This window comes from Leptospira montravelensis (assembly GCF_004770045.1).
Taxonomy (GTDB): Bacteria; Spirochaetota; Leptospiria; order Leptospirales; family Leptospiraceae; genus Leptospira_A; species Leptospira_A montravelensis.
Window position 1 is genome coordinate 1 of the sequence record NZ_RQFO01000015.1, and the last position, 948, is coordinate 948.

Below are 948 nucleotides of genomic sequence, written 5' to 3' on the forward strand. Positions count from 1 at the left end.
GGTCTCTCTTCTCCTCTGTATTTCCCTCCTTCTTAACACCTATTCCCTGCTAAATTCTAAATCCCTTCTCTTCGAAATTGCCTTCCTCAAATCCCAACTCACTGCTTACAAAAGAAAAGAAAAAGTCTTTCATACAAAACCAAAGGAAAGAATGATATTGGTTCTTATCTCCTACTTGTTCCCAAACTGGGAATCTTCGTTAATGATTGTTTCTCCAAACACTTTACTCAAATGGCGAGAAAAGAAATTCCAACTTTTCTGGAAACTTCTCTCTCGAAGGAAAATACCAGGTAGACCAAACATCCCTTGGGATCTCATCAAACTCATTCGAAGAATCGCCAAAGAAAACAGAATTTGGGGATCTACCAAACTTCACGGGATTTTAATCAAACTAGGACTAGTTGTATCGGAAAGGACTGTTTCTCGTTATATTCCCAAAAGACCAACGGATCCTAGAAAAAGACTTTCTTGGAACCAGTTCTACAACCTGCATTCCAGTTCTCTTATTGTATCTGATTTGTTTAGTGTCATCTCGTATCGTTTAAGAGAGATCTACAAAGTGATCTTCTTTCTAGACATACAAACAAGACAAATCCTTCACTTTGACATTCACAGTAAACCAACAACGAGTTGGGTGCGACGAGTCATCAAATTTGCTTTTAGAAAAAAAGGATTGGAGAATACATCTTATCTGATTACAGATAACGATACTTTATTTGGAAAACGATTCACTCGGTATTTGAAGAGGCTTGGGATCAAACACAAAAAGACTACGGTTCGTTCGCCTTGGGAAAATGGGTATGCAGAACGATTTGTCAAAACCTGTAGAAATGAATTTCTAGATTACTTCATCCCAATGAACGAATACCATTTGCAGGTGAAGCTAGAAGAGTTTATCCACTTCTACAACCACAACCGAACCCATCTTGCCCTCAACAAAGAAACACC

General features: G+C 38.3%; 1 protein-coding gene. It reads left to right on the forward strand.

From position 1 onward, the window contains the following. Positions 1–948: integrase core domain-containing protein (locus EHQ31_RS10480; protein ID WP_135582928.1), on the forward strand; the 948-nt coding region annotated here is incomplete at both ends.